General features: G+C 43.9%; 24 protein-coding genes. 11 read left to right on the top strand and 13 right to left on the bottom strand.

Features of this window, described 5'->3' with window-relative positions:
- Window positions 1–180: 180 nt before the first annotated feature.
- The 3 genes from AB1L08_RS16565 to AB1L08_RS16555 all read left to right on the top strand — a co-directional run bounded on the left by AB1L08_RS16565 (window position 181) and on the right by AB1L08_RS16555 (window position 2,135).
- Window positions 181–777 carry a TetR/AcrR family transcriptional regulator gene (locus tag AB1L08_RS16565; protein WP_413065762.1) on the top strand — a complete coding sequence of 199 codons (597 nt, stop codon included), beginning with the start codon at window positions 181–183 and terminating at the stop codon, window positions 775–777.
- 137 nt (window positions 778–914) lie between these two features.
- A complete protein-coding gene (locus AB1L08_RS16560) occupies window positions 915–1,214 on the top strand; it encodes an MFS transporter (RefSeq protein ID WP_413065761.1) in 300 nt (99 codons plus the stop codon).
- 12 nt (window positions 1,215–1,226) lie between these two features.
- Window positions 1,227–2,135 (top strand): MFS transporter, encoded by a 909-nt coding sequence (locus AB1L08_RS16555; RefSeq protein ID WP_413065760.1) that lies wholly within the window; start codon window positions 1,227–1,229, stop codon window positions 2,133–2,135.
- A gap of 244 nt (window positions 2,136–2,379) precedes the next feature.
- On the opposite strand, the gene AB1L08_RS16550 is transcribed toward AB1L08_RS16555, so the two are convergent.
- The 6 genes from AB1L08_RS16550 to AB1L08_RS16525 form a co-directional block, all read right to left on the bottom strand.
- On the bottom strand, window positions 2,380–3,387 hold the full coding sequence (locus tag AB1L08_RS16550; protein ID WP_413065759.1) for an AraC family transcriptional regulator: 1,008 nt from the start codon (window positions 3,385–3,387) through the stop codon (window positions 2,380–2,382).
- 224 nt (window positions 3,388–3,611) lie between these two features.
- Window positions 3,612–4,079: a flavin reductase family protein gene (locus tag AB1L08_RS16545; RefSeq protein WP_413065758.1), complete on the bottom strand. Its 468-nt coding sequence runs from the start codon at window positions 4,077–4,079 to the stop codon at window positions 3,612–3,614.
- A gap of 15 nt (window positions 4,080–4,094) precedes the next feature.
- Window positions 4,095–4,376 (bottom strand): hypothetical protein, encoded by a 282-nt coding sequence (locus tag AB1L08_RS16540; RefSeq protein WP_413065757.1) that lies wholly within the window; start codon window positions 4,374–4,376, stop codon window positions 4,095–4,097.
- A 105-nt stretch (window positions 4,377–4,481) separates the two neighbouring features.
- Complete coding sequence (locus AB1L08_RS16535; RefSeq protein ID WP_413065756.1) at window positions 4,482–5,951, bottom strand: aldehyde dehydrogenase family protein; 1,470 nt, start codon at window positions 5,949–5,951, stop codon at window positions 4,482–4,484.
- A 72-nt stretch (window positions 5,952–6,023) separates the two neighbouring features.
- Window positions 6,024–7,154, bottom strand: coding sequence for an LLM class flavin-dependent oxidoreductase (locus tag AB1L08_RS16530; protein ID WP_413065755.1), 1,131 nt, complete (start codon window positions 7,152–7,154; stop codon window positions 6,024–6,026).
- Window positions 7,155–7,285: 131 nt separating this feature from the next.
- Window positions 7,286–7,834 carry an NADPH-dependent FMN reductase gene (locus tag AB1L08_RS16525; RefSeq protein ID WP_413065754.1) on the bottom strand — a complete coding sequence of 183 codons (549 nt, stop codon included), beginning with the start codon at window positions 7,832–7,834 and terminating at the stop codon, window positions 7,286–7,288.
- Window positions 7,835–8,246: 412 nt separating this feature from the next.
- Between AB1L08_RS16525 and AB1L08_RS16520 the strand changes: the two genes are divergently transcribed.
- The 5 genes from AB1L08_RS16520 (at window position 8,247) to nhaC (ending at window position 14,980) form a co-directional block, all read left to right on the top strand.
- Window positions 8,247–10,265 (top strand): DEAD/DEAH box helicase, encoded by a 2,019-nt coding sequence (locus AB1L08_RS16520; protein ID WP_413065764.1) that lies wholly within the window; start codon window positions 8,247–8,249, stop codon window positions 10,263–10,265.
- Between the two features lie 18 nt (window positions 10,266–10,283).
- A complete protein-coding gene (locus AB1L08_RS16515) occupies window positions 10,284–11,234 on the top strand; it encodes a hypothetical protein (protein WP_413065753.1) in 951 nt (316 codons plus the stop codon).
- A 316-nt stretch (window positions 11,235–11,550) separates the two neighbouring features.
- Window positions 11,551–12,285: an FxLYD domain-containing protein gene (locus tag AB1L08_RS16510; protein WP_413065752.1), complete on the top strand. Its 735-nt coding sequence runs from the start codon at window positions 11,551–11,553 to the stop codon at window positions 12,283–12,285.
- Window positions 12,286–12,351: 66 nt separating this feature from the next.
- Entirely contained in the window at window positions 12,352–13,452 is a 1,101-nt protein-coding gene (locus AB1L08_RS16505; RefSeq protein WP_413065763.1) for an amidohydrolase, read from the top strand.
- A 106-nt stretch (window positions 13,453–13,558) separates the two neighbouring features.
- Window positions 13,559–14,980, top strand: coding sequence for a Na+/H+ antiporter NhaC (nhaC, locus tag AB1L08_RS16500; protein ID WP_413065751.1), 1,422 nt, complete (start codon window positions 13,559–13,561; stop codon window positions 14,978–14,980).
- A 355-nt stretch (window positions 14,981–15,335) separates the two neighbouring features.
- Here the strand turns inward: nhaC and AB1L08_RS16495 are convergent, their stop codons facing one another.
- Window positions 15,336–16,604: a transcriptional regulator gene (locus AB1L08_RS16495; RefSeq protein ID WP_413065750.1), complete on the bottom strand. Its 1,269-nt coding sequence runs from the start codon at window positions 16,602–16,604 to the stop codon at window positions 15,336–15,338.
- Between the two features lie 71 nt (window positions 16,605–16,675).
- Between AB1L08_RS16495 and AB1L08_RS16490 the strand changes: the two genes are divergently transcribed.
- Window positions 16,676–17,785, top strand: a complete 1,110-nt coding sequence (locus AB1L08_RS16490; RefSeq protein WP_413065749.1) for a mandelate racemase/muconate lactonizing enzyme family protein — start codon at window positions 16,676–16,678, stop codon at window positions 17,783–17,785.
- A 20-nt stretch (window positions 17,786–17,805) separates the two neighbouring features.
- On the top strand, window positions 17,806–18,531 hold the full coding sequence (locus tag AB1L08_RS16485) for a GNAT family N-acetyltransferase (protein ID WP_413065748.1): 726 nt from the start codon (window positions 17,806–17,808) through the stop codon (window positions 18,529–18,531).
- 220 nt (window positions 18,532–18,751) lie between these two features.
- Here the strand turns inward: AB1L08_RS16485 and opuFB are convergent, their stop codons facing one another.
- The 6 genes from opuFB to AB1L08_RS16455 all read right to left on the bottom strand — a co-directional run bounded on the left by opuFB (window position 18,752) and on the right by AB1L08_RS16455 (window position 22,841).
- On the bottom strand, window positions 18,752–20,263 hold the full coding sequence (opuFB, locus tag AB1L08_RS16480) for an osmoprotectant update ABC transporter permease/substrate-binding subunit OpuFB (protein ID WP_413065747.1): 1,512 nt from the start codon (window positions 20,261–20,263) through the stop codon (window positions 18,752–18,754).
- Window positions 20,256–21,203, bottom strand: coding sequence for an ABC transporter ATP-binding protein (locus AB1L08_RS16475; protein WP_413065746.1), 948 nt, complete (start codon window positions 21,201–21,203; stop codon window positions 20,256–20,258). The genes opuFB and AB1L08_RS16475 overlap by 8 nt, the downstream gene beginning before the upstream one ends.
- Before the next feature lie 71 nt (window positions 21,204–21,274).
- Window positions 21,275–21,826, bottom strand: coding sequence for a DUF4825 domain-containing protein (locus AB1L08_RS16470; protein WP_413065745.1), 552 nt, complete (start codon window positions 21,824–21,826; stop codon window positions 21,275–21,277).
- Entirely contained in the window at window positions 21,819–22,127 is a 309-nt protein-coding gene (locus tag AB1L08_RS16465) for a hypothetical protein (RefSeq protein ID WP_413065744.1), read from the bottom strand. The genes AB1L08_RS16470 and AB1L08_RS16465 overlap by 8 nt, the downstream gene beginning before the upstream one ends.
- 71 nt (window positions 22,128–22,198) lie before the next feature.
- On the bottom strand, window positions 22,199–22,492 hold the full coding sequence (locus AB1L08_RS16460) for a permease prefix domain 1-containing protein (RefSeq protein ID WP_413065743.1): 294 nt from the start codon (window positions 22,490–22,492) through the stop codon (window positions 22,199–22,201).
- The gene (locus tag AB1L08_RS16455; RefSeq protein ID WP_413065742.1) at window positions 22,485–22,841 is read right to left on the bottom strand and encodes a PadR family transcriptional regulator; all 357 of its coding nucleotides are present in this window, start codon (window positions 22,839–22,841) and stop codon (window positions 22,485–22,487) included. Before AB1L08_RS16455 ends, AB1L08_RS16460 begins: the two co-directional genes overlap by 8 nt.
- A gap of 124 nt (window positions 22,842–22,965) precedes the next feature.
- On the opposite strand from AB1L08_RS16455, the gene AB1L08_RS16450 reads away from it, so the two are divergent.
- Complete coding sequence (locus AB1L08_RS16450) at window positions 22,966–23,751, top strand: TIGR00266 family protein (RefSeq protein ID WP_413065741.1); 786 nt, start codon at window positions 22,966–22,968, stop codon at window positions 23,749–23,751.
- Window positions 23,752–23,852: the final 101 nt, after the last annotated feature.

Raw genomic sequence — 23,852 nt, 5'->3', positions numbered from 1 at the left:
TGCGTTAAGCTAACCGTTACTTCTGCCTTCACGGCTCGGGACTTCCACCCTATAGACTGCGCCCATGCTGGGCGCACTAAAAATAATAGCCGCTTTACAAGTGGCCGGCTATCGATTAAGATTAAACCGTACGGTCGGTTTTTTGACTGGCTGTTTTTGAATGACCAGAGGAGGATGATCATGTCTACAGATAAAGCGAAGAAAAAACGCGATCTCATCCTCGACAAAGCAAAAGAGCTGTTTATCCAGCGCGGATATGCCGCTACCTCTATGGACGAATTGGTTCGTTATATCGGGGTCAGCAAGGGAAGCATATACTACCATTTCAAGAGTAAGGAGGAGCTGTTTATTCAGCTTCTTATCCGGCAAAACCGGGAATGGATAAGCGCCTGGGTCAAGAAATCCGGCGATTTTCCCAGCTTTGAGGAGAAGGTCTACGGTATCGCGGATCATATGGTAGATGATTTTCAGAACCCGCTTATTAAAGTGGGGGAAGAGTTTTACATCAGCAGTCCCGAGAACAAGCCGTTGCTGGACCAAATGTTAGAAATCATACGTGAGCCGAGGAAGCTCTACCGGGACATTTTTGCCGAGGGAGTGAAAGAAGGGCTGCTGCCTGAGGAGGAGCTGGATGAAATAGCGATTGTTTTTGCCTCGATGCTGGACGGCCTCTCCACCACGTATTATGAACGCTCGAGTGATGAGCTGCGCGTCTTGTATCGAAGGGCTGTGAAGTATTTCCTGCATGGTGTTCTTCGCAACCATCAAGACCATTAATTCAGATCCTTGGTTGAGCTGGCTTGATTATTACTCGTCAAACGGTGCCTTGCCTAAAACGTGAGGGATGCCGTTTGCCCTGACATTTAATAAACCGACTAGTCGGTTTTTATCCTGAAAAGAAATGGGGTAATCGTATGAAACATTTGTTTTCCAACCGTTCTTTTGTACTTCTCATGCTGTCTGACCTGCTGCAGAATCTCGGGATTTGGATTCGAAACATGGCCTTGTTGTTTTTTGTGATGGAAAAAAGCGGCGGAAACCCGGTGGCCGTATCCTTGCTGACGATGATTGAATATGCGCCGATTTTTCTGTTTTCGATCGTTGGCGGCGTGCTGGCCGATCGTTGGCGTCCCAAGCGGACGATGCTGTGGGGGGACATATTAAGCTTTTTTTCCATATTGCTGATTCTGTTTGTCGTTCTGGCAGGTAATTAGCAGGCGGTTTTTATGGTGACGCTTGTTTCAGCCGTCGTTTCCCAATTTTCACAGCCGTCTTCCATGAAAATCATTAAACGCTGTCTGCCTGATGAGCAAGTTCCCGCTGCGACGGCATTGTCCCAGACCATCATGTCGCTATTTGTGATTGCAGGGCCGATTGCGGGCACAGCTATTTTTCAAACCGTTGGCCTTGAAGCCTCGCTCATCAGCCTGCTCGCGATATTTGGCGGTTCCGCTTTATTCATCGCTTTTATTCCTTCTTCGGTTGATGTTACCGACTCTGCCGTCGAATCGTCAGGCTCTTTCATGAAAGAGCTGCGTGAAGGAATGAAGTATGTCGGAAGCAATCAAATGCTGAAAATCATGATATTAGTCTATGTCATTCTGGCGCTGGGATCAGGTCTGATTCAGCCGCTTGATATATTTGTCATTACCGAACGGCTGCATCTGAATATGACCGACGTGCAGTGGTTCACGGCCCTGGAGGGTTTTGGCATGCTTGCGGGAGGTGTTGCAGCCGCTGTGATTACCGGAAAGCTGAGGGGCTCAACGCTGATGTTCATCGGGTTGGCCTTCCTGGGAGTGTCTACCTTTGTGGAGGTGCTTTCCGTTTGGCCTGTAGTGACAGGAACAATGCGGTTCCTGACCGGTTTCCTTCTGGCTTTGGCCCAGACGGCTTTGATGGCTGTGATGATCCGTCAGGTCGACGAGAAATTCGTCGGCAGGCTGAACGGTTTGATAACCCCGATATTTACCGCGATGCTGCTGATCGGGTCGGGAAGCACGGGGGTGTTCATGGCATCGACGTCGATCTTTGCTGTATACTTCACAGCCGGAGCCCTTTTTCTCCTATCATCGTATATCAGTCTAAAGCTTCCTTTCTCGACAGAGCCAGGAAGCAACTCGAACGTGATATAAGTTTACGTTACAAAAAAAGTGGGAAAAATGTCTGACTGCATGCCAATTGCTTCAAATTCCGGCATCCCGATATAGGCTTTTTCCCTCTTTATTCGGGAAGCCTTTCTTTGTATCAGATGGTCAAAACCTGCAAGCAATCTATCAAAAAATGACCACAATTCAAAGAATTGTGGCAGGCTTGCCTATTAAGACTTTCAACCGTCGTTTGAGCTGCAGTCATGCAATTAATTTGGAAAATACATCATTAACTTTTTTTGGCCCTCATGATCGTTTCTCTTGGACTTTGGCCGTACATCCTCTTGTACAATTGGGAAAAGCGTCCAACGTTGTAAAATCCCCAGCGCATGGCGATATCTGTCACATTTTCACCTGTGTAAACAGCATTTTCAAGCTGCTCGCGGGCACGCTGCATGCGGATATTCCGGACATATTCCATTGGGCTTAGGCCCACATGCTGCTTAAAACCGATTTGCAGTGAGCGTGCACTTACTCCTGCGTACGTCGTCAGCTCCGCCAATTCCGGCAGTTCATGAACGTTTTCTTCAATATAGTCTTTTACTTTTTCAACGAGCATTTTGCTGGGACTTTCGTTTTGTTGGTGGATGCCATAAATTTTTTCGGTATAAGAACTTTTGGCAGCCAACAGAAAGTTTGTCATGACGAGTGATTCAAGATGACGCCGCGCTACAGGCGATAATATTAACGTACTTTGTTCCTCCCATTCTGCCTGGAGAAGGATACAGGCCCGGAGCAAACTTCTTCCTGCCGTATTTTGCAAATCAAATGTCAGATCAAAATCTATCGGTCCATGGACCCTTTCATTGATTAGAGCGGATAAATGGTTTTCCAGTTTCTCCCGCGGAAATTTCAAGGCATATTGCTTTGCATCTTTTGACCAGAGTACACTGGCTTTCTGGTCCGGCAGCAGTACGGCTCCGCTTTTCATGCCTTCGGTAAATGCCGTTTTGCCGTTACGGCTGATGCAGCTATTACCTGCCAATGTAATGTTGACATGATAGCAAGGCGGCAACGGCGGCAAAAGAATTTTGGCATCCACCCCATAAGTCAAGTATCCAAAAGTAAGTTTGGTCCCCTCTACTGCATTCAACTTTGCATCTACTTTTGTATCTCTTACCGGAACGAGAGAATGCTCGCAATATACTTCTGAAACCAAAGATTGAGAGAAATCCACATCATTTGAGTGAAGCAGGTTGAAATTACTTAATGGTTCGTTTCCATGTAATAATTGCATGACGATCCTCCTCAATGAACCAAACTTAAATGAAAAATAGGGGATACAAATATATGCAAAATATTCAATAAATTCAAAAACCAATCTTTAGAAAGGGCTTTCTTACCTTTTGATGGTTCTTATTATATTATTTCTGGATACGCATTCCAACTATTTTTTTAACTTTGGGACTTATTGGCATTTTGGCAAAATCTAAAGCGCCATCCATTGAACTTAATCAACCTTTATCCAGGAACAACGCTTACATTTCTTTGATAATAAAACATCGGCTTATGATCGTTTTTTTGTAAATGGATGACTTCCCCGATTAAAAGGATATGATCCCCTGCATCGATTTCTTGAACTTTTTTGCACTCCAGAACGGCAAACACATTTTTCAAGATTGGCAGGTCATTAGATGATCGTTCCCATGATGTTTTGGAAAAGCGATCGCTCTCTTTGCTGTCAGCAAATATAAAGCATTCTTCTTTTTGATGTCCTGATAAAATATTAACCGCAAATCTATCAGATTTATTGAACGCTTCTATACTGCTGGATTTTTTGTCAATACACCATGAAACCAACAGCGGATCCAGTGAAACAGAAGCAAATGAATTAACCGTCAATCCTACCGGTTTATCATCGTCCATCGTCGTTACAATCGAGACGCCCGTTGGATAACTGCCCATAATTTCTTTATATGTTTTAATCACAAATGATCACATCCTTTACTTGGAGTATTCACCTTCACGCCAATATTCATTTAATTCCATAACTAATCTTCCGCTCCCGAACCTGATTCTCCTTTGTTCCAGATGATGGAAGTCGGCAGCCGTGAATTCCAAAAAGGCCAATATTGCCTGCCGGCGCCTGGTGATATTTTTTATACCTTTTGTGTAAAACCAATTTTCAATTGTATTATAGACACCGCGGTTTATGCCAAAGTTTTCATTGCAAAATTTTTGGAAGGAATAATCTGTATAATGAATGACTTTGCTGCTAAAATGCATCGTGTGACCCCCTTCAACCAGGCAGCCGGAAAACAAGCTGCCTCATCGCCATTATACGTTTTTGGCTTGTCCTAGGCTTGAACTTCAAACCGCCTGCCAGAAAAACTAATATCCTGCCTGGACGACATGCTTATATTCCTGGAATTCGGCGAGTGCTGTCATTCCGTTTAAGCGGCCAAACCCGCTTTGTTTGAATCCGCCTTCTTCAAATTGATCAAATACAACTGCCCAGGCATTGACCCAAACGGTACCTGCCTCCATTTTATCCGGCATGCGCAATGAACGATCGCGATCCGCTGTCCAAATCGATGCTGATAAGCCATATTCAGTTGCATTGGCTCTTTTAACGGCTTCTTCTTCGGTTTCAAACATCTCAAAGCTTGCCACAGGGCCAAATACTTCCTCCTGAATAAGCGGGGAATTCAAGTCTTGGGTGGCAAGCAAGGTTGGGCGATAGTAGGCATCATTTTCTGAAACCTCTGATCCCTCTGTTTGCCCCCGGCCTCCCCGGACAATCACTTCCGCACCGCCGGCAATGATTTCTTCAACTTTTTGATCGACACGCGCTGCATTGGCCGCATCAATAAGAGGTCCCATCTGACTGCCCGGATCGTCTCCGGGTCCCACTTGAACGGCTGATAAAGCTTCTGCCAGCCGTTTGCGAACTTCACCGGCGATGCCGCTTTGAACGAGGATTCTGCTTCCAGTCATACAGAACTGACCCGTAAATGTAGTGATTCCTGCCACCAGAGTTGGAATCACCGCGTCCAAATCGGCATCATCAAAAACAATCATCGGTGTTTTTCCGCCCAATTCCAACGACATCCGCTTTAACCGTTTGGAACAGCCTTCCATGATTTTCCGTCCTACTTGTGTGCTTCCCGTATAACTGATCACTTCAACTTCTTTTGCGTCAACCAGTTTTTTCGAAGCCATATCACCTGATTCGGTAATAATGTTCAGCACCCCTGCAGGTATGGAAGGTGTATCGGCAATGATCTCCGCAAGCAAGCCGTTCACCAATGCTGTTTGAGCCGGCATTTTGACCACACATGTACAACCTGCAGCAAGCGCCGGTGCGAACGAACGGACGGATAGAATGACAGGTGAATTCCATGGTACAATGACCCCGGCAACACCGATGGGTTCACTTACTAATGTCGAATGAAGGCCTTGCTGAATTTGCGCTGACCGGCCTGTATCCGTCAACGCCAAAGCGGCATAATAACGAAGCTTTGGCGGTGTCAGGCCAAATTCAAATTCCGCTTCGCCCAATACCTTGCCATTTTCTTTTGATAACAGCTGAACAATTTCTTCACGGCGCTTTTCAAGTTGATCTGCCAGGTCATTTAATGCTTTTGCACGCATGTGGCGGTTATGACGCCACTCCGAACGGGCAAAAGCACTTTTGGCGGCTTGGATGGCGTCCTCAACATCTTCTTCACTTGGCTCATAATAATATCCGATCACGTCACCATTTACCGGAGATCTAGCCGCATTCTTTTGCTCAGATTTTCTCCATTCACCATTGATCCAATTGGCTCTTACAGGTAAAGCCTCCACTTTGCTTGTCATAAACATCACTCCCACACTAACTGATGGAAGGGCTTACAATTGCTCTAAGTAATCCCTTCCCATTCAGCGATATTAGTACCGTAAACCGGCCTGTTTCATTAACGGCAATATTTTGTCTCCAAAGAATTTCAAATCTTCATGGTAGTCCAAGAAACCGAGCAGCATGCCGTCCACACCGGCTTCTGAAATTTTTACGAGTTGATCAACGATTTGTTCCGGCGTCCCGATCAACGGATATCCCCCGTAACCTGTGATAAACCTTTCTTGCATGGCTTTAATTTGTTCAAAAGAACCGCTTTCCGACCCCAATCCTTTAGAAACACTTTCTGCTACACTCCAGTCACCCATATCGAGAATTTGCCTGTATAGTTCCTGCGTTTCCTTTTCTGTTTCACGGCTAATAATATTTCCGTAGCTTAAAATACCCAGGTTTTTGCCATGATTTTGGGCAATGCCGCGAACCCGTGCAGCTGTTTCTTTTGCCTCTTCCGCAGTGGCAAAAGCAATAAAGTTAAAATCACACTCTCTTGCGCAGAACTCTAATCCGGCAGGTGAATTTCCGGCATTTACGAGAACTGGGTATGGATCTTGAATGGGTTTTGGCTCTGCTTCCAGGCGTTTTAAGTCAAAGTATTTACCTTTATAATCAAATTCTCCCTCTATCGTCCAAAGCTTTTTCATAATATCTGTCCACTCAGAGCCGTACGCATAACGTTCATCATGTTCCCGCTGTTTTACACCGAACATGCCCATCTCTGCAGCGTACCAGCCCATTGTTAAGTTCAATCCAAATCTGCCGCCTGAAATATGGTCAACAGTAACTGATTCTTTCGCTGCAACGACAGGATGTTTGGCAGGAACATGAATCGTGGAGAAGACCATTATTTTTTCGGTCGCTTGGGCCAGTCCGGCAGCCCACGTGTGCGTTTCATAGTTTTCCCCATTAAAATTACTCTCTCCGCCCATGCCTTTGTAGCGTGCAATCGGCACCATTGCTTCGAATCCGAGATCTTCCGCCTGTTTGGCAATTTTGACTGTATGATCCCAGGATACTTCGTATGTGGACGGAGCAAGGGAAGCCATGACCCCGTAGCTGCAGTTGCTGCCAAATACGCCGAGCTTCATTTTTTGATCATTAAAAAGCGGTACCCCACTGGCAAGACGTGCTTCATATAATTCATCAGCAGTTAATACTCTATTCATTTTTTACCACCTCATCATTTATCATTGTTGGAAAATGTGTCACTTGCGTCTCAGGGTTATGTTTATGTTATTGAAAATCCCCGGGACAAACTACCCGAAAAACGAAACCAAACAATACAGATAACGAAATGCTACCGCCCATGGACTTCAGCCAGCGGAGGCGGTCCCAGCTTCTTGCCTCCGAGACTTTGCGACAGAATCAATGTACTATCAACAAGCTGTACAATTTGATCCATACTCGTAGCAGGAATTCCATCATTAAGAAACGGAGCAGTAAGATAACAAGTTGCCGGTACATAAAGAGCGCCAAACCACGTGAGAATATCCGTTACATGCCTCTCCACACCCAAATAATGTTCCGCCACATTACCGACTGCAAATAAACCGACCGGCTTGGAACGAAGGGCGCGAACAGGAAGAAGATCCAACAACTCCTTCAGAATTGCCGGTATGGATCCCCGAAACACCGGAGAAGCGATCAAAATGGCATCCGCTTCCTCTATCAAGCGGAGTGATTCCTCCTTCCAAAAGAAAAACCTCCCGCTTTCATCCTTTACAGGTACGATGCGTTGAACATGCGCACCGATTCCGGCTGCATACTCTTCCGCTGCAGTCAGTACAGATGCCAAACGTCCCGGAGGAGTGGGACTTCCATAAATGGTCACCAGTTTTAAATTCATCATAGAACCTCCTTATCTATCGTGAATGTGGATTTTTAATAATCGCCGTGCTGCCAACTCGTCCAACTGAAATCACCTCACCATTCCGAATCCTCTGCTATCATTAAGTTACCCCGGGTAATGTACATCATATTGAAAAACACGATAGACAAACTACACCTAAAACGCAGAAAAGATATACAGAATCCGCAAAGATTCCATCATAAAGCAGGCACATAAATGTCTTATCCGCATCATACAGATCCGTACGCGCGACGGACAATATTCCGTTGTTTCCGCCTCCAATATGGCAAGCTGCGCAAGCCGCTTTTTTGTAAGTCTCGATCTCTTATGACAAAATATGATAGAATAACATAGTAGGAATTCTATAAACTTTTTAAAAAATTTAGTGATCGGGTGATTCCAATTGGAAATGTACCTATTCAAGCTCAATAGGGAATTATTTGATTTAAATGCGATGGAAATGGATGATACTTTATTACATTTCTTTAAAAAAGCAGATATATCTGAAGCGGTATTTGAAATGGAAAATGATCAGGGATTACGCAGGAAATTTTCCATAGACTGGGATGGAAAGCTTTTAAAAGGAAGGGGCATCAAGGGTTTTTTTGCACCTTATTCCGCCGATTTGTTATCCATTGCGCTCACGGATGATCATACGATAAAGGTCGGAGCCGGGGTTCAAGCCCTCCCGGATCTGAAGAGAGAAATCAGTAATCAAGAACATGCGAAAGATGTTTTCAACGCATTGGCGGAGTTTACAAATCAATCGGACCAATGGTTTCAACTATACCAGTCTACTGAACAGTTCCAGGCGAATCCCGCTAACAATCAGCTCATATGTTTACCTTATGTTCGTGAGTTGGAAACATTTGATTACCAGATCCAAACGGTAAAATCGGTGATCAGCCATTTTAAGGGGCGGGTGCTGTTAAGTGATGAAGTGGGACTTGGAAAAACCGTTGAAGCCGGCATGGCGATGTTGGAGTACATTATGCGCGGTCTTGCAAGACGAATCTTAATCCTCGTACCTCCATCTCTTGTCGGGCAATGGGAAAACGAAATGAAAAGAAAGTTCAATCAAGATTTTATCCGGGCAGACCACGCTGATTTTAAAAAAATGGGAGACGAGGCCTGGGGACATTATCCGAAGGTGATCGCCTCTATTGATACGGCCAAACGAAAGAACCACCGCAAAGCCATTTTTGAACAACATTATGATTTGATCATTGTTGATGAAGCCCATCATTTAAAAAATCGGACAACAGAAAAATGGAAGTTTGTAAACGGGATCAATAAAAAATATATTTTCTTATTGACTGCCACTCCCGTCCAAAATCATTTGGAAGAATTATATAATTTGATCACGCTTTTAAAGCCTGGACAATTACGAACATACAGCTATTTCAAGAAAAATTTTGTGGAAAGCAAAGATGGGATTGAGGCTAAAAATGTCGATAAACTGAAAAGTTTGTTATCTGACGTGATGGTTCGAAATAAACGAAGCAATGTTGATGTGACATTTACGAAAAGGACTGCCTATACCAGGCCGGTTTCGCTTTCGAAGCAGGAAAAAAATTTATATGATGACCTTAGTACGTTTATTCGAAATAAATATACAACGGAGCATCCTGTTCTCAACCGTTTCCGTCTGAAAAACCTTCAAGAACAGATAGGAAGTTCGATTTTTGCCATTATTCCTTCGCTCGAAAGATTGGCTGCAAATGAGAAGCTGTCCGAATTCGACCGGAAAGCCATGGCAAGATTCCTTAACCGGGCGATGAACATTGCCGAAAACGAAACGGAGGTCCATGCAAAAGCACAGGAGCTTGTTTCCATTTTAAAAACCTTCAGCGGGAAAATGATCGTTTTCACCAAGTTCGCAACTACACAAGCCTATCTTGTAAAACTATTAAAAGCCCATGGTTTTAAAGTTGCTGAATTTCATGGCGGATTGCGAAGAAAAGAGAAAGAAGAGCAAGTTGCCTTCTTTAAAGAAGAAGCGGACGTTTTAGTAAGTACCGAAATTGGCGGGGAAGGCAGAAATTTGCAGTTTTGCCATGGCATGATTAACTTTGACCTTCCTTGGAATCCGATGGCCATCGAACAGCGGATTGGAAGAATTCACCGCATTGGGCAACAAAATGATATTGAAGTCTATAACCTCGTTGCAAAGGATACGATTGAATATTATATTCTGGACTTATTGGATCGGAAAATTAATATGTTCGAACTCGTTGTCGGCGAAGTGGATGCCATTCTGGGGGATATCGAGGAAAAAGAAGATTTTTCGGAGCTAGTCATGAAAGCCTGGGTAGATGCCAATACAAAAGAAGAAGTGGAAACCGGGCTGGATCGCATTGGAGAAGAGCTGTTGAAAAACAAGCAAAAATTAATTAAGCAAAAGTCTCTGGACGATACGTTATTTTAAACCCAATGGAGGTATGCCATGCAGCTGCAGCAGTTCGTGACGGAAGTCATAGAGGAATTGGGCGGTGTTGTTGAACCGGTGGAGTATGCTTTATGCCATGTTCTTATACCAGAAAGCTATGCCCCTTATTTTCAAAACAAAACAGAATTGGAACTTGCCTTTGACTTTGAAGTGGCTCAGGAAAACCCGGAATCCGAATTTATTACTTTTGGCAGTTACGTCTTTGAACAGCTGCTTTCAATCGTCAAACGAAAAGCCACCAGTACACTTCGATTCGCGGAATTGGAACGGCTGGAACTTGGCAATCCCTTAAAAAAGCTAACCGAATTTATGGTGGATGAACCTGGGAAGATATCTATTTTGGCGGAAAAACCCGTACTTGGTGCATGGGCGGTTTTTCAATATAATCTCATTTATATTGCCGATGAAAAAACGCAGGATAACCAACAGGTATGGGTGAATTTACTGACAAACGAAATCAGTTTGGACATGAAACGGGAACAAAATCGAATCATTTATAAACAGGAACCGCTCTACACATTGCCGCTTGCCGCTCCCATTGACATGAATGCGGCCCTTGAAGAAGCAACAAATTATGTCAGCCAATTGTCAGAGCAAAACAAAAATGAACAATCAAAAGATAAGGCCCTCGCAAAAGACATTGATAGAATTACAAACTACTATAAAGAGCTTCTATCAGAAAATGAAAAACGGGCTTCACGAAAAGGGTTAAGCGCGGAGAAGAAGAAAGAACTGGCAGCAAAGTCCGAAGCGATTGTGTTAGAGCGGGATAAACAGCTTCAAGAAATTTACAACAAGTATAATGGCCACATTGAAATCAATCTGGATAACGGGATATTATATTTAATCCCTTTGCTTGAATACCGTGTGGAAATTCAGTTTAGAGGGAATGTGAAAGAGAAAATCATTTATTATAATCCGATCACGAAACAATTTTTTAGTAAGTAACCGGCAGTTTCGCAAGCTTCTGGCAGTTTCACTCATTTAGAAGAAAAGCGCAAAGCGCGCCGTCTGAGGCGAATGCGGGGCAGTTCCTTATCCACACAGCATTTCGACTTGATCCTTGTACCGATGCCGCCTGGGGCTGGATTAACACATCTATTTCTAATTGAAAACTTAGTCTGCATTTAAGGGCTTCAGCCCTTTTTTATCATTTTGTGATAAAAAAGTTTATATGAGTTTTAAACAACTCTGAAATTTATATGATCAAATAGAGAGAGCAGGAGGTTTAATTTTTGAAAAGATTATTCTTATCAATAACAGGATGCCTATTATTTTTGGTTTAATGGCGTGTGGGGCGGACTCACAGACTTCAAAGAAAGAAAAAGCGCAAAACAACGAAGGAGAACAGCTTGATCAAAACGAAGAAGTGAATATCGAGGTCATAAATGAAACATTTGCGGCATGGACAAGCAGTAAAAACAGTACCGGGGCAGTGTGGGTCAATTATTCTTCTGAAATAAAAAACTTAGGAAATGAGCCCGCTAAAATTGAGAACGTCAAAGTCGATTTTCTCGATAGTGAAGAAAATATTTTTCAAACAGTACCTTTGATTGCTTCAATACCGGATATCATTATGCCAAATCAAACTTCATATATCATTGAGTCCGTACCGCTGGAAGCCATGAAAGATCCTGCCGAGTTAGCGGATGTGCGCAGTAATATTGAAACGAGTGTATCAGATGAAAAACCAATAATGCTGGAAACCGATAATGTAGAATTAGTAGAATTGGATCAGGGTTATGCAGAAATTAATATGCCATATACGGTAACAGGGACCATTACGAATCCACATTCTGAAAAAGACGATAATATTCTTATTTCTGCAGGATTGTATAATGATAAAGACGAATTAGTAGGCGTGTTAAAAAGAGATTTTGATAAGGATTTAGATCCGGGCGCTTCTGAAGAATTTGAATTAAATTATCCGGAACTGCCAGCTGACATTAGCGGCAAAGCAACAAAAGTTCGAGTGAAAGCCTACAAATCTACTACTTAACTCTTAGTCTTGCATTTATTGGCTTGTTACGAGTACAATGCGAAAAGGGAGGGAAATGGTTTGAATGTGAACATCGAAAAACAAATTTTACAGTGGTTTGAGTATTTTCACGAAAATCCCGAAGTGAGTTGGCAGGAAGTAAGATCGACAGCGAAAATAGCGGAGATTTTGAATGGGTTAGGAGTGCGTTATCGAACGTTTCCGGATATTACAGGCCTTATTGCTGAAATTGGCAAAGGAGACGATGTGATCGCCGTGCGGGCAGATATGGATGCGCTATGCCAAGAGGTGAACGGCGTTTATCAAGCAAACCATTCTTGCGGGCATGATGCACATATGGCGATCGTGCTTGGTACGTTACTGTATTTGCACGATCACCCCTTAAATAAACGGGTGCGATTTATTTTCCAGCCGGCCGAAGAAAAAGGGGGCGGAGCCATTGAGATGGTGAAACGCGGTGTCCTGAATGAAGTAACACATTTATTCGGTATTCACCTGCGGCCGATTGAAGAACTCCCGCTCGGTAAAATTTCTCCATCCATTCAACATGGGGCATGTGTTTTTATGGAAGGAAAAATTATGGGAACAGATGCACATGGTGCAAGGCCGCATCAAGGGAATAATGCCATTGATGCCATAGCAGCGCTGTATCAGTATATGAAATCCATTTACCATTCGCCGTTTGAACCTTATTCCGCCAAAATAACAAAAATCATTTCCGGCGGGGAGAATGTAAACATTATTCCTGGAACAGCTGAATTTGCCCTTGATGTCCGTGCACAAAAAAATACGGTATTATACAATTTGCAAAAGAAAATCGAACAAGGATTGAAGCAGCTGTCCATTCTTTTTGGGATCAGCATTGAATATGACTGGTATGATTTTACTCCAGGCGCAGAAATATCAAAAGAAGCGGAAAAAGCTGCTTCTGAAGCGATCATAAGTGTTGCCGGAGAGCACGCTCTTGCTCCTTCCGTAATCACGCCAGGCAGCGATGACTTCCATTTTTATACGATTGAACACCCTGATGTAAAAGCGACAATGATTGGCTTAGGCGCTGATTTAAAGCCGGGCCTCCACCACCCGATGATGTCTTTTAACAAATCCGCCCTCATGATGGGAGCGAAAGTATTGGCAGAAACAGTGAAAAAAGTGTTAAACGATTAAAAAATAGTCATTGACCTCCATTCAAATAGTGTGTATTATATGAGACAACGTAAATAGCGTCTATTATCCGACAACTCAGAAGATTTATTGGTGAGGAGGAAAAACGTTGAAAAAAGAGATGCCATTCTGGATGGCCATTATTCCACTGGCAGTGATGATTGTTACAATGGCCTTTGCGGTCATTGTATTTGAGCAAGATCCGCACATCCCGCTTCTGGTGGGAACGGCTGCTGCAGCCATTGTGGCCGCGTTATCGGGTTATAAGTGGAAAGACATTGAAGAATTTATGTACAAAGGAATCAGGCTCGCCCTGCCTGCAGTTGTCATTATTATGCTTGTCGGTGCCACCATTGGTGCCTGGATCGGCGGAGGGGTCGTGGCTACGTTAATTTACTACGGTTTAAAAATCATTTCCCCTTCACTGTTTTTGGTCACCATTACGATCATTTGCGGTATCGTATCCCTTTCTATCGGCAGTTCGTGGTCAACGATGGGAACGATCGGCGTTGCAGGTATGGGGATTGGACTAAGCATGGGGGTTCCGGCTCCCATGGTGGCAGGTGCCATCATTTCCGGTTCTTATTTCGGCGATAAAATGTCACCGCTTTCAGACACAACCATTCTGGCCTCCGGGTTAACCAATACGGATTTATTTGAACATATCCGCCATATGTTTTACACGACCATTCCCGGTCTGGCGATCGCTTTGACTGCCTATTTCTTTTTAGGAAAAAATGCCGCGTCAACCGGTTTGGATTCTTCGGATATTCAAGGAACAATCGCTTCATTGCAGGAAAATTTTGTCATTTCACCTTTATTGCTCATTGTTCCTGTCCTTGTCATTGTTATGGTAGCGAGAAAGGTTCCGGCCATTCCGGCTCTTGCTGCGGGTATATTTCTCGGTTTCCTTTCGCAAATCTTTATCCAGGGTGGCCATGTCGGTGATGCCTTCGGTACGCTGTTCAGCGGCTATTCTATCGAATCGGGAAATGAAACAGTGGATGAGTTATTTAACGCCGGCGGATTGGAATCGATGATGTATACGGTTTCTTTAGCCATGATCGCGATGACATTCGGGGGCGTGCTGGAACATACCGGCATGCTGCAAGCGATTGTGAAACAGATTTTAAAGTTTGCAAAAACAACGGGCAGGCTCATTGCTTCGACCGTTTTATCATGTTTTGTAACGAATGTTACATGCGCCGAACAGTATATCTCGATCGTGGTGCCGTCACGCATGTATGCAAGTATTTTTCGTGAAAAACGGCTTCACTCCAAAAATTTATCGCGTGCACTGGAAGACGGCGGTACTTTGACTTCCGTGTTTACTCCCTGGAATACGTGTGCGGTATTTATACTTGGTACACTTGGCGTTCATGCTTTCGAATATGCACCTTATGCGATTTTAAATTATGCCGTCCCGGTTATTTCGATTATTTACGCATTTACAGGTTGGACAATTGTGAAACTGCCGGAAACAAAAGCACTTGCATTGGAAAAAGAAGAAAAAACATCTGCAAATGCGTGAAATGCCGTAGAAATAGGGCATCAACTATATAAAATGAACTTTTGAATGCAAAGTTAAAATCTGACAAAAAGCCATTGCGTCTAGTCATTGATCTCCCATCCTTTTTTGACTATTCGCATTCTATACCCGAAAAGATCGGTAATGGAATTCCGTTCCTTTGGCCGTTTTCGGCGAAATAGCACCTGCGCGGGCAATGGCGTGTCGTTCCTTTAACCGTTTTCGGCGAAATAGTGCCTGCGCGGGCAATGGCATTGGCCTGCCGGGCCAATTCATAATGAATACCGATCGTCTAAAATGATTGCGTGTTAAACTCATTCTATATAGAAAAGAAAGTTCGCTCCATGAACTTTCTTTTCTACTTGTAAACCGGTATATTCAATTCATATATGGTTCTTGGCCGTCCCTGCCGGTAGGTCATCTCTTCTCCTACAATTTTCACGGCACCGTGATCGGCCAGCTTTTTGATGAGCCGTTCTGTTGACCGACGGGTAACTTGCAAATAATTTTCCAAATCAGCTGCCGTAAATTGGAGAGATTTCCGGGACTGGGAAAATTGAATGATTTTTGAAAGATTGGCAGGACTGATGCCGATCGCTTTTGCTAGTTGCAGCAGCTCCGGATGATCATTTTTTAAATGCTGGACTTTTTCCGTCTGGGGAAATGGTCCCCGCAACTCTTTGTTTTCCGTTAAAATATAACCGCAGGCCTCATTTTCATGATGACGGGCAAAGCGGTAGGCGATTTCAGCATTCTGTTCAGCGTCTGCGGCAGTTTCACCGTAGCCAAAACCTGCTGTAACAGGTTGTTCCCAATGTAATAAAAACTGCTGAAAAACATTCGTGTTTAACACTTTTTCTATGTTGCCGCGGGTACTGAAGAGCAAAAATGTCGTATCATCCTTTTGTTTGACAAATGCCTGAATTTCGTTGGCAAAATGGGTAAAATACTCATTGGGATACTTGAAATCAGGCGGAAATGAAAATTGGCATACAGCAACCGTTGCGAATTTTCTTTTAATTAATTCGGCTTCCGCCTTTGCATCACTGAGTACGCGGATTAAGGCACTGGTCGGTTCAACCATCCGTTTTGCCGGTACACCAAGCTCCAGCAGCCGGTCATGGACTGCATAAATACTTGTCAACGCCAATTTTGTCACTCCGGATTTGTAAAGGTTATAATGAAAATAGACCATTTTTTCCGTGTCAAATTGATCCGGCAGCATATCCACATAATCTATAACATGATATGGAATTTGTGTCGATTGAATATCCTTTAATACATTTATGAAAGATTCGGAATGAAACAGATCAATAGAGATTTGTTCGATAGGTATATGGTTTTTATAAACGACCGAGAGCAACGAAGCGGCAATCGTCATTTCATCCTGTTTCATGAATAATGCAGGGATCGGCAGCTTTTTTCGGGCTTCCTTTGAAAAATAATAGGGCAGTGAACCCGAGTAAAGGACAATATCACACGGTTTTATATTTTGCGTGATGGCGGCGGCTTGCTCCGGATGCAAATAGATATATGGTTCTATTTTGATATCATTTATACATTCAGCCACTTGCGTGGTCTTCTGAATAAAATCTGCCGGTCCTATGACAGCGATCTTTATTGTCATCTTACGAACTCCTTTTTAACGACTATTTAGCGACATATATTTAAGAAATGTTTTGGAAGGAATGTTTTACTGTGAAAATAAAATCCATTGAGTTATTTGCGACTCATCTCCCGCTTCATGATCCGTTTATCGTCAGTTATGATACTTATTATTATATGACATCGATCATTGTAAAGATAGAAACAGATGAAGGGATTGTCGGTTACGGCGAATCTGTCCCTGATGAGCACGTCACCGGGGAATCTTTTGAAGGTACGTATCATGTTTTGAAGGAAAAAATCGCACCTGCCTTAATTGGGCGGGATCCGATGAAAATCGAAAAGCTTCATGACATCATGGACTCGGCCATTTACGGAGTGCCTGCCGCCAAAGCCGCAATTGATATCGCCTGCTTTGATATCATCGGCAAAAAATGGGGCCAGCCTGCTTATCAATTGATTGGGGGACGTTTCCATGAAAAATTTCCGATCACTCATGTGTTAAGTATCGGGGATCCCGAACAAATGGCTGAGGAAGCTTCCGTCATGATGAAAAAAGGCTATGAATCATTCAAAATGAAAGTTGGAACAGACGTCAAAAGTGATGTAGAGCGGATTAAAGCAGTCAGGGAAACAGTTGGCGATCATCCTGCCATCCGAGTGGATGTCAATCAAGGCTGGAAAAACAGTGCGACTGCACTTGTAGCCATCAGAGCCCTGAAGGATCTTGATATCGATTGGATTGAACAGCCTGTTGTTGCTGACGATATCGATGCAATGGTTGAGATTAAATCGAAGACTGACATTCCGCTCATGATTGACGAAGGACTGAAAGGGTCACGTGAAATGCGTGAAATAATCGGAAAACAGGCGGCTCATAAAGTTAATATCAAATTAATGAAATGCGGAGGAATTTATCCGGCAGTAAAATTGGCGCATCAGGCCGAAATGGCAGGAATAGAATGCCAGATCGGATCGATGGTTGAGTCTTCCATCGGCTCCAGTGCCGGTTTTCATGTCGCTTTTTCAAAAAAAATCATTACAAGCGTGGAATTGACGGGCCCGCTGAAATTCTCAAAAGATATAGGCAATCTCCACTATGATGTGCCGTTTATATGCTTAAATGAAAAGCCGGGGTTAGGTATTGATGTCGATGAACAAACATTGCGCGAACTAACACAATACAAAGATACAATCCGCTAAAAAATGAGGAGGAATCTTGTTTGACTTATTTTTATGAAGGTATTTTGAATACCAAAAACGTCCCCTATAAAGTCCGTCCCCTCACGACAAAGGATATCGGACAAGTCTTGGCTTTACAGGACATTGTCATTGACGCACTCGAAAATAAACAAATTTTGCAGCCCCTGGACTTTGACGAATTTAAATATATTACGGAAGGAAAGGGTATGATCATTGGCGCCTTTGCAGAAGATGAGCTGATCGCTTTTCGGGCGCTGATGATTCCCCCGATTGACGAAGAACATTTGGGGCTTGACATCGGTTTGAAAAAAGAAGAGTTGCAAGAAGTCATTTATCAGGAAATTTCCATTGTACATCCCGGGTACCGCGGCAATCGTTTACAGAAAAAAATGGCTGAATTGATCATGCAACAATTATCAATAATCGGATCTTCCTTTAAATATGTATGCTGTACAGTGATGCCGTTCAATATTCCAAGCCTGAAGGATAAGTTTTCCCAAGGGATGATCATTCGGGCATTGAAAGAAAAATATGAAGATCGCCTCCGCTACGTGTTTGTAAAGGAACTCGGAAAGCCGCCGGAAAAAGAATGGGACGAAACGCGGGAACTCCCGATGGGTGACATAAAAGGCCAGCAGGCTTTATTGGAGCAGGGTTGGGCAGGCTTTAAAATGGAGCAGCGCGACGGGGAATATTGGGTGATGTACGGAAAAAAAACAACCCTTCGTAAGAAGGACGGATGTTAAAAATAACAGTCAAAGAAACCACCCTTACCAAAAGATAAGGGTGGTTTCAATCTCTATAAGATCAGAATGCCAAAGATTGATTTGAAAACAGTCATATGGCTTTACCATCGGGGGTAAGCCTTCCCACCCTTGACTTTGAAATCCTGCCTGTGTGCCTTCAAGCTTGTTAACTCTTCCGCCGTACTGTTGGCAAATGACAAAATCAGAATAGATCAGCTACCTAAAGCCCTTCCCGTTCCAAATATTCCCTTGCCACTTCTGCAGGTGATTTCCCTTTCACATTCACTTCATAATTCATTTCCCGCATCTCGTCATCCGTTATTTTTCCGGCCAGCTTGTTTAGCGTGTCTACGATTTCCGGATATTTCCCGGCTGTTTCTTTTCTCATAAGCGGTGCCCCTTGGTATGGCGGGAATAAGTGCTTGTCATCTTCCAGCACGACGAGCTGATGCTGGTCTATTTCGCTGTCTGTTGAATACGCATCGATCAGGTTGATTTCTCCTGTATCCACCGCATTGTACCTTAATTTCGGTTCCATTGTCGTCATGTTTGGAAAAGTTAAGCCATACAATTTTTGAATGCCTTTATACCCGTCTTCCCGATCGGAAAACTCAAGGGTAAAGCCGGCCTTGACCCGGTTCGCAACTGCCTTCAAATCAGAAATTTTCTCCAGTTGATATTGATCGGCGAATAATTTTGGCACGGCTAGCGCATACGTATTGTTATAGGCCATCGGTTTCAGCAAAACAAGATGATATTTATCAAGAAGGCCTTTCCTTGCCTGTTCATATACTTCTTCCCTATCAGTGCTTGCGGCCGTTTCTTTTAAAAACTCGGAGATGGCTGTCCCGGTAAATTCCGGGTAAATATCGATGCTCTCTTTGCGCAACGCGTTAAACAAAAACGGGGTTTTTCCAAGTCCCGGTTTCAGCTCCACCTGCAAATCCGTATTTTTTTCAATCAGCTGTTTGTACATGTTGATTAAAATTTCCGGCTCCGAGCCAAGCTTGCCTGCTATGACAATTTCATCTTTCTTCCCGCCTGCCAACAACGGAGCGGCAAGTATCATGATGGCGATGGCTGTTATCAATCCGACGGCTGCCAAAGACTTTTTAAAAGAAAGCTGCTCAAATCTGCGGAGAAGCACATCGAACAAAATGGCCAATAAGGCTGCCGGAACAGCGCCAATGACAATCAGCGAAGAGTTGTTGCGGTCAATGCCAAGTAAAATGATATCACCCAATCCTCCGGCACCGATCAGGGCAGCAAGCGTGGCTGTTCCTACGATGAGTACCATCGCTGTCCGTATGCCTGCCATAATGACCGGTGTTGCCAGCGGAAGCTCTACCTTTAGTAAGCGCTGGCGACCGTTCATCCCCATGGCACGGGCCGCTTCAGTAAGCGAGGGATCCACTTCCTTGATCCCGGTATACGTATTCCGCAAAATGGGGAGCAGCGCATAGGCGACTAGCGCAATGATGGCAGGAACTTTGCCAATTCCAAAAAGAGGAATTAAAAGTCCAAGCAAGGCCAGTGACGGGATCGTCTGTAAAACAGCTGACGCCCCGATGATTCCTTCTGCTGCTTTCTTCTTTCTTGTCAAAAAAATGCCGAGCGGAATGGCGATTAATACCGCGAAAAAGATGGCAATAAACGATAATTCCATATGCTGGATCAGGGCAGTAAACAAGTCATGACGACGGTCAGAAAATACTTTGGACAATTCACTCATGAAAACCGCCCCTTTCGGCCAGGAAACGAATGACGGTTTTCCGGTCAATCTGCCCGATGATATTCCCGTCCCTTTCTACAGGAAGCCGATCGTAAAGGGCCAGCTTGGACAGCGTCTCCTGGAGGGAAGCCGAAACAGGGACAGATGACGTTGACAAGCGCCTGTCCCCCGATATTGGTGTCATCAATCGTTCAAGCTGGAAGATTTCTTCAGCAGCTCCATGCGCCCCGACGAAGTCACGCACAAAATCGCTCGCAGGATTCCGGATAATTTCTTCGGGAGTCCCCTTTTGGATAACGGCTCCACCCTTCATCATACAGATGCGATCAGCGATTTTGAGCGCTTCTTTCATATCATGCGTTACGAAAACGATGGTCTTTTTGATCGCTTTTTGCAAATGAACGATGTCATCCTGCAGTTTTTCCCTGCTGATGGGATCAAGCGCGCTGAAAGGCTCGTCCATCAAAATAATGCCGGGGTCGGCGGCCATGGCGCGGGCCACGCCAATCCGCTGCTGCTGTCCTCCCGACAGTTCTTTCGGTTTTCGGTCCCGGTACACCTTCGGTTCCAGCCCGACCATTTCCAACAATTCATCCACACGTTTTTGAATATCCGATTTACCCCATTTTTTCAACTCGGGGACCACTGCAATATTCTCCGCGACAGTCATGTGGGGAAACAGGGCAATTTGCTGCAAAACATAGCCGATATTCCAGCGCAATTCATGGATATTGTAATCCTGGATATTTTTGCCATTAACCTTAATGGATCCATGCGACGCGTCAATCAAGCGATTGATCATTTTTAACGTCGTCGTTTTTCCACAGCCGCTCGGGCCGATCAAGACGAAAAACTCCCCTTTATGAATGTGTAAATTCAATGAATCTACCGCTTTGTGATTTTCCGAATAGGTCTTTGATACATTCTCAAATACGATCATAATTGACCCCTTATATTTAAAAAGTAGAGTCCATTGTCGCAGTGCCTTTCAAAAAATGCAAATGAAAAGCATTAATCAAACAGCGAAAAGCGTTCCTTTATCACATTTTTATCCGCCAGCGGATCTCGGACCCTTTTATTCCATATATCTTTATTCTCGATTAAATTCCCCAATCCTCCATAAAGTTTTTCGACTGCCTTTCTGTCTATTGAAAAAGTTTCATCGCGAAAATGGTACGTTATCTTTTCCAAATTTGCGATCAGAGCGAATGCCGCCGTTGAATTATAAACGAGGTTTTGCTGAACTTTTACGGTTCCGATATTCTTTACAGAGTTGGCGTAATGAACAATTACTTCCAAATCATCGGAGTTCAGCTCAAAATCTTTTACCGTTTCACCGTGCGGCAAATGATAAAACAATTGGGTTGTATTGGAGGCGTTCCCCATATAATCATTTTTATATCTGATGATATAGTCCAAGTCATGGGTGAGCGGATGTTTCTGTTCGTTCTCGTATTGTTCGGCGGCTGCATCTTGTTTCGGAATGATCACGAATTGGACGATCCCGGACAGGAACAAACCCGCTCCAAATAAAATAAAAATCCATTTTCCCAGCTTATTCATCTTCCACCCTCACTTCCGGAGAAAAAACCAATTTTTTCCATGTATGAAAGGTAAGCGGTACAATGATCGAAAAAAACGGCAGGACAAATTGGGAAATCAGAATGCCGAGCTGATAGGGGCCGTTTATGACGACCGCTCTTGAAAACCACATGTTGCTGCCAAATTGAACGGCAGCTGTATAACCCGACATGACCAATATATACAGCCCCCATATCATCCAAATGATTTTTTCAGCTTTTTGCATTGCCTTTAAATTGATTTGGCCGATCTTGTGATCGTGCCGCCTTTTTGCAAACAGCATATACACAATCCCCATGGCAAGGCACATGAGCAGCAGAAAAAAATGCAGCCCGGACCCCATCCGGATCATCGTTATGGGAGTGCTTGCGATCCAGAGGCAATAATAAGATACAAAAAGGCCCATTGAAACGCCTGGAAACGAAATGTGTTCAAATGAACCGAAACATTTCCGTCAATGAGGGCATCCACATTTTTGATACTGCGTTTCGCTTCTTCAATCGCTGCCTGTTCCTCCCAGCCCTGTTTTTTCAAATGGGCCACCTTGTCCTCCAGGTTCCCTAAAATTTCCTCCTTCAAATCTGATATGGTCGGCCAATGCTTGTATTTTTTAAATAAAAAATCGACATACTCTTGTAGTTCACTCACCGGCTTCGCCCCTCCTTGTGATCAGCCTATCGATTACTTCTTTCGCCTGATTCCACTCATGGACGGCTTCCATATAAGCTCGTCTTCCCAGTTCGGTAATATGATAATATTTTCGTCTGCCACCCTGACTCTCATTTCCCCAGTATGCATGGATCATTTTTTGTTTTTCCAGTCTCTTTAAACTCGTATAGAGCGACGGCTCTTTTAATTCAAACTTGCCTCCGCTTTCTTCAAAAATCGTTTTAATCATTTCATACCCGTAGCTGTCGCCTTCACATAAAATTTTTAAAATCATCGTATCGATATGCCCGCGAATGAGGTCGCTCTTAATCGGAATGTTATTTGCCATTCAAACCCTCCTAACAATTACACCTTAACACATAATACTATGTAAGACGATGTAATTTAAAAAAACATTTTGAAACTAAACCATTCGTTCATTCGTACAAGGTTCGAAAGGATGGTGGATAAACATGAATAACCACGAAATTGATTACAGAATATACGGAGATGATATGCAATTTGTAGAGGTCGAGCTGGATCCCGGTGAAACGGTCATAGCGGAAGCCGGAAGTCTCATGATGATGGATGACGGAATTGAAATGGAAACGGTGTTTGGAGATGGATCGAATCAGAATGGCGGACTGATGGAAAAACTGATCGGTGCCGGAAAGCGGGTGATTACTGGAGAAAGTCTGTTCATGACGATGTTTACGAACACAAAAAGCGGTAAAAAGCACGTTTCTTTCGCCTCTCCGTACCCGGGAAAAATCATTCCGATGGATTTAAGCGAGCTCGGCGGAAAAATCATCTGTCAAAAGGATGCGTTTTTGGCCGCGGCAAAAGGGGTTGCGGTCGGGATTGATTTTCAGAGAAGGCTCGGGACAGGTTTTTTTGGCGGAGAAGGATTCATCATGCAAAAACTGGAAGGTGACGGAATGGCGTTCGTCCATGCCGGAGGTACGATCCATCAAAAAACATTGGCACCTGGTGAAATGCTTCGCATCGATACGGGCTGTCTCGTCGCCATGACGAGCGGAATCGATTATGACGTGGAATTTGTCCGCGGGATTAAAACCGCTTTGTTTGGCGGAGAAGGACTGTTTTTCGCCACGTTGCGCGGCCCTGGAACAGTATGGATTCAGTCCTTGCCGTTCAGCAGGCTCGCCAGCCGTGTCTTTGCTTCGATGCCGGCAACAGGCGGTTCCAAAGATGAAGGCGGAATCGGCGGTCTGTTTAATTTATTAAACGGGAAATAAAAAGGAAAGTTCGAAAATGGCACTCCTGAAACCTCTCCCCATTGAAATGGGGAGGTTCCGGGACCCTAAAGGGTCACGATTCCATTGCGACAAATCGCAAT

The organism is Siminovitchia jepli, from assembly GCF_047228825.1.
Lineage (GTDB): Bacteria > Bacillota > Bacilli > Bacillales > Bacillaceae_C > Siminovitchia.
The sequence above is the reverse complement of the archived record's forward strand: the minus strand, read 5'-3'. Positions and strand labels throughout refer to the sequence as shown.

What these genes read in the sequence shown, in the direction of transcription:
- opuFB (WP_413065747.1), bottom strand. Translation starts at nt 20,263, where the DNA reads ATGAGTGAATTGTCCAAAGTATTTTCTGACCGTCGTCATGACTTGTTT.
- AB1L08_RS16555 (WP_413065760.1), top strand. Translation starts at nt 1,227, where the DNA reads ATGGTGACGCTTGTTTCAGCCGTCGTTTCCCAATTTTCACAGCCGTCT.
- AB1L08_RS16550 (WP_413065759.1), bottom strand. Translation starts at nt 3,387, where the DNA reads ATGCAATTATTACATGGAAACGAACCATTAAGTAATTTCAACCTGCTT.
- AB1L08_RS16450 (WP_413065741.1), top strand. Translation starts at nt 22,966, where the DNA reads ATGAATAACCACGAAATTGATTACAGAATATACGGAGATGATATGCAA.
- AB1L08_RS16515 (WP_413065753.1), top strand. Translation starts at nt 10,284, where the DNA reads ATGCAGCTGCAGCAGTTCGTGACGGAAGTCATAGAGGAATTGGGCGGT.
- AB1L08_RS16540 (WP_413065757.1), bottom strand. Translation starts at nt 4,376, where the DNA reads ATGCATTTTAGCAGCAAAGTCATTCATTATACAGATTATTCCTTCCAA.
- AB1L08_RS16565 (WP_413065762.1), top strand. Translation starts at nt 181, where the DNA reads ATGTCTACAGATAAAGCGAAGAAAAAACGCGATCTCATCCTCGACAAA.
- AB1L08_RS16510 (WP_413065752.1), top strand. Translation starts at nt 11,551, where the DNA reads ATGCCTATTATTTTTGGTTTAATGGCGTGTGGGGCGGACTCACAGACT.
- AB1L08_RS16475 (WP_413065746.1), bottom strand. Translation starts at nt 21,203, where the DNA reads ATGATCGTATTTGAGAATGTATCAAAGACCTATTCGGAAAATCACAAA.
- AB1L08_RS16525 (WP_413065754.1), bottom strand. Translation starts at nt 7,834, where the DNA reads ATGAATTTAAAACTGGTGACCATTTATGGAAGTCCCACTCCTCCGGGA.
- AB1L08_RS16470 (WP_413065745.1), bottom strand. Translation starts at nt 21,826, where the DNA reads ATGAATAAGCTGGGAAAATGGATTTTTATTTTATTTGGAGCGGGTTTG.
- AB1L08_RS16535 (WP_413065756.1), bottom strand. Translation starts at nt 5,951, where the DNA reads ATGACAAGCAAAGTGGAGGCTTTACCTGTAAGAGCCAATTGGATCAAT.
- AB1L08_RS16560 (WP_413065761.1), top strand. Translation starts at nt 915, where the DNA reads ATGAAACATTTGTTTTCCAACCGTTCTTTTGTACTTCTCATGCTGTCT.
- AB1L08_RS16455 (WP_413065742.1), bottom strand. Translation starts at nt 22,841, where the DNA reads ATGGCAAATAACATTCCGATTAAGAGCGACCTCATTCGCGGGCATATC.
- AB1L08_RS16520 (WP_413065764.1), top strand. Translation starts at nt 8,247, where the DNA reads ATGTACCTATTCAAGCTCAATAGGGAATTATTTGATTTAAATGCGATG.
- AB1L08_RS16465 (WP_413065744.1), bottom strand. Translation starts at nt 22,127, where the DNA reads ATGCTGTTTGCAAAAAGGCGGCACGATCACAAGATCGGCCAAATCAAT.
- AB1L08_RS16530 (WP_413065755.1), bottom strand. Translation starts at nt 7,154, where the DNA reads ATGAATAGAGTATTAACTGCTGATGAATTATATGAAGCACGTCTTGCC.
- AB1L08_RS16495 (WP_413065750.1), bottom strand. Translation starts at nt 16,604, where the DNA reads ATGACAATAAAGATCGCTGTCATAGGACCGGCAGATTTTATTCAGAAG.